At 45.5% G+C, this 3,720-nt stretch carries 6 protein-coding genes; 3 read left to right on the top strand and 3 right to left on the bottom strand.

Annotated features, from left to right (window positions below; all coding sequences use genetic code 11):
- The 3 genes from VIM87_RS13305 to VIM87_RS13295 all read left to right on the top strand — a co-directional run.
- The coding region (locus VIM87_RS13305) for a PhzF family phenazine biosynthesis protein (RefSeq protein ID WP_331997469.1) at positions 1-492 on the top strand (492 nt) is incomplete at its 5' end.
- Positions 493-749: 257 nt separating this feature from the next.
- Complete coding sequence (locus VIM87_RS13300; protein WP_331997468.1) at positions 750-1,331, top strand: cyclic nucleotide-binding domain-containing protein; 582 nt, start codon at positions 750-752, stop codon at positions 1,329-1,331.
- 62 nt (positions 1,332-1,393) lie between these two features.
- The gene (locus VIM87_RS13295) at positions 1,394-1,981 is read left to right on the top strand and encodes a DinB family protein (RefSeq protein ID WP_331997467.1); all 588 of its coding nucleotides are present in this window, start codon (positions 1,394-1,396) and stop codon (positions 1,979-1,981) included.
- A gap of 28 nt (positions 1,982-2,009) precedes the next feature.
- Here the strand turns inward: VIM87_RS13295 and VIM87_RS13290 are convergent, their stop codons facing one another.
- From VIM87_RS13290 to VIM87_RS13280, 3 genes are all read right to left on the bottom strand, one after another.
- Entirely contained in the window at positions 2,010-2,705 is a 696-nt protein-coding gene (locus VIM87_RS13290; protein ID WP_331997466.1) for a hypothetical protein, read from the bottom strand.
- Between the two features lie 76 nt (positions 2,706-2,781).
- Positions 2,782-3,360: a Crp/Fnr family transcriptional regulator gene (locus tag VIM87_RS13285; RefSeq protein ID WP_331997465.1), complete on the bottom strand. Its 579-nt coding sequence runs from the start codon at positions 3,358-3,360 to the stop codon at positions 2,782-2,784.
- 30 nt (positions 3,361-3,390) lie between these two features.
- The coding region (locus tag VIM87_RS13280; protein ID WP_331997464.1) for a DUF3471 domain-containing protein at positions 3,391-3,720 on the bottom strand (330 nt) is incomplete at its 5' end.

Here is a 3,720-nt window from a genome sequence, read left to right as displayed (position 1 = left end):
GGCATACTGCAGGTGCGGGTAGAAAAAGACCTGTACACGCTGGACTTCCCCTCCCGCAAACCTGTACCGGCGCCGTTACCGGAGATTATTGCACAATCACTCAGCCAGCAGCCACGTGCAGTATTAAAAGCCAGGGACTATGTGCTGGTATACGATCATGAGCAGGAGGTGCGGAACATCCACATTGACCGGCAGCTGCTCAACCAGATCAATCTTGACCCTGGTGGTGTTATTATTACCGCTAAAGGTGATGACTGTGATTTTGTATCCCGCTTCTTTACCAGCCAGGCCTCCATTTTTGAAGACCCGGTTACCGGTTCGGCGCATTGCTCATTGATCCCTTATTGGAGTGAGCAGCTGGGTAAAAAAGAAATGAACGCTTTGCAGGTGTCTGAAAGGCTGGGAAAATTGTATTGTGTGGATGCAGGGGAGCGTGTATTTATCTCCGGCCGCGCCAGAACCTATGCTACCGGCACCTTGTGGACGGAATAATGTTAGCGCCATGTTGATCTATATACTTTAAAGAGTCCCGCTTTTATGGCGGGGCTTTTTTATTTCCGTACGTATTGCGCAGAAGGCTCCCACACGCGGAATACCTGCCCGCTGAGTTTCAGCGCAGCCAGTATGTTTTGCCAGGTATACCGTAGCACCAATGAGTATCACTTTCATAGTTAAATAGCTATTTCAAGGGCAAAGTAAAAGTGGTAGATTGTGTAAATCAAGTACTTCTAAACAACTAATAGGATAATATGGTGGAAGAAGAAGCATTGCGGCAATATATCATGCACATACATCCGCTGCCGGATGATGCGCTGCAGGCCCTGGTCACGGGATGGAAGCCGCTTACGGTAAAGCGTAAGACCATGCTGACTGCAGCCGGGGAAAAAGAACGGTACCTGTACTTTGTGCTGGAAGGCGTGCAGCGCGCCTTTTACCTTACCAACGACAACCGGGAAGCTACCATTGTTTTCACCTATGCACCCTCTTTCAGCGGGGTGGCAGACAGCTTCCTGACGCAAACACCTTCCGAATATTTCATGGAAACCCTCACGGCCAGCCGCTTCCTGAGGATCCCTTATGAGGAAGTTAATCAGTTAATGAAAACTTATCCCGTTATACAGGAAATGATCCTGAACCTGACCTCTTTTATCATGAAAGGTTTATTATTCCGCCAGGTAGAGCTGCTCTGCTTTACCAATGAGGAAAAATTCAGGGCATTGCTGAAAAGAAGCCCGCATATCCTGAACCTGGTGCCCCATAAATACCTGGCCTCTTACCTGGGCATGGATGCTACGAATTTCAGCAAGCTAATGGGCAGCATAAAAATATAAATCATGGTAAATACCAATATTCCTGCAAAAATTGCGGTGCATGTTTGCATAAATATTTTACCATGAAAGCAATAAACAGCCAGGTGCTGCTGGATACGCTAATGGCAGACACCCGTCAATTGATCCTGGAAGCTAACAAGCTGCAACATTTGCCGGCAGCGCTTTTACAGGCAAGTCCTGCTCCCGGTGAATGGAGTGTGGCACAGGTATTGGAACACCTTAATTTCTACTCCCGCTTTTATTTAAAAGCAATGGAAGAAAAGTTACACCAGCACCAGACCATTGCAGATAATATGTTTAGGCCGGGCTGGTTAGGGAATTACTTTACCGGCATGATGAAACCCACAGATGCGCATACGGTAAAAAATAAAATGAAGACCATGAAAAATGCCATCCCTGCGAAACAGGCAGATGGTAAGGCCGCCCTGGCACAATTCATAACAGACCAGCATACCCTGTTAAACCTGCTGCAGATAGCCCGCACGGCTGATTTGAACAGGTTGCGGGTACCCACTTCATTAAGCAAAATGCTTACATTCAAGCTGGGAGATACTTTCCGTTTTTTTATTGCGCATGAGCAACGGCACCGGGTACAATGGGAAAATGTTTTAAAGGAATTAATGAAGGCGGAGATGGCATTAAGTGAATAATGGGAAAGTATATACGGCCCCTTTCTATTTATGCAAGATCAGGTACTGCCCTTCGTTTATACAGGAGCTGCCGCATGGCTGCCAGGTGTGATAACAATACAACCGGTACAACAAAGCCTGGTAACCATATATAAGGGAAATAGAGGATCGCGGTGTTGGGCTGCTCAAACGAGAGCTGTTGAAAAGGAAATGGTGCAGAAAGCACTGCAATGGTTACTACATTAATCAATAAGCCCAGGCATACCAGGTTCCATATGAACAGCGCGGTTCTGCGCGTTTTGTCTTTTGAAAAACAAAGCAGGTATATAAGCGGCGCGCTTAAGCCGGAAATAATATCAAAGTTGTGGCCTTCAAAGGTCATTAATGAAGGAACGGTTTTATAGGTGTATAATAAGAACAAAACTATTTCAACCGGTATACGAACAATATGCAGCAGCGTTAATGTTTTAACGTTCAATGAATCCAGCAACCGGCGGCCTTTGGGGTTAATAAACAGTGACAGTATGAACAACAGCGGCGGAAAAGTAAGGAACAGGAAATGCGGCGGCCGGGCATTGGTAACTGTATAAAAACCGGTAAGTCCAATCACTGCCTGTAATAATAACCAGCCTGTTATAGCTGTCAGCACTTTTTTTGAACGGTTAGCCGCCCTGTAAAACAGGTAAACAGCAAAAGCCGTAGTACCGGCAAAAAGCAGCGGAATATAAAAAGGAATGTTTTCCATGTGATGTAAGTTTCTACTGCAAAGGAAACATAACATTCTTTTTCATGGCTTGCCATTTGGCAAGAATTGATTTCAGCTACTTTTTTGAAAATTCTTTCCGGATGCGGCTAAGGGAAGTATCTGTAATACCCAGGTAAGAGGCAATGTTCTTTAGCGGAGCATGCTGAAAAATAGCCGGGTTGGTATTTAATAATCCCGCATACCGTTGTTCTGCTGTTTCTGTGATCATGGACAGCATGCGTGTTTTAAGTGTAGTAAAAGCCTTTACCAGTATATGCCGCCCGAACTCCCGGAACTCAGGCCGGGCGTGAAAGAGTTGGTTTAATTCATCATAGGTAAGGCCCCAGCCTTCACAGTCTGTAAGGGCCTGTATGTTTTCCTGGGAGCGCGTGCGGTTAAAAAAAGATGATACCTCAAGCACCACCTGCTGCGGGCCTGCAAAACCGGTGGTCACATCATTGCCATCTATATCATGGGCAAAAACGCGCATAAAACCTTTTTCTAAAAAAAGGTAGTTATTGGCAATTTTACCTTCTTCCAGGAAGAACGCATTTTTAGGGATCTCCCGGAAGCTGAAGTGGCCGGCAATTTCGGCTGCTTGTTCAGGCGTGACCAGGCTGCTGGTGGTAAGAAAAGCAATGAGGTTTTCTTTCATACATTATAAGGTAATTAATTTAACTGGTAATTAGGGTACTTTATCGATCTTCATTACCTTTTTTCCACTTTCATAAATGATCAGCGCATTGTCTTCTGTAAATTCCAGCTGTACATCATAATCCGGCAAAAAGAATTTGTTTGCAGTTTCCGGGAACAGTACGGCGGTGGGTACACCATCACCGGATACCCTGATGGCATTGCCTTCCTGTGCTATCTGTATCACTTTTCCGTTGTTTTGCCTGTATGTTCCGGTATAGCGTTGCAGTATGGAATCCGGTAGTATTATCCTTTTATGGGAGACCTGTCCTTTGTTCATGATAGCTAAGATCTCTGAACCGGCAGGCAGCGCCTGTTTAAT

This window comes from Chitinophaga sp. (assembly GCF_036569125.1).
In the GTDB taxonomy this organism is placed as follows: domain Bacteria; phylum Bacteroidota; class Bacteroidia; order Chitinophagales; family Chitinophagaceae; genus Chitinophaga.
Note: the sequence above shows the minus strand (reverse complement) of the source record. Positions and strands in the feature narration are given on the sequence as shown.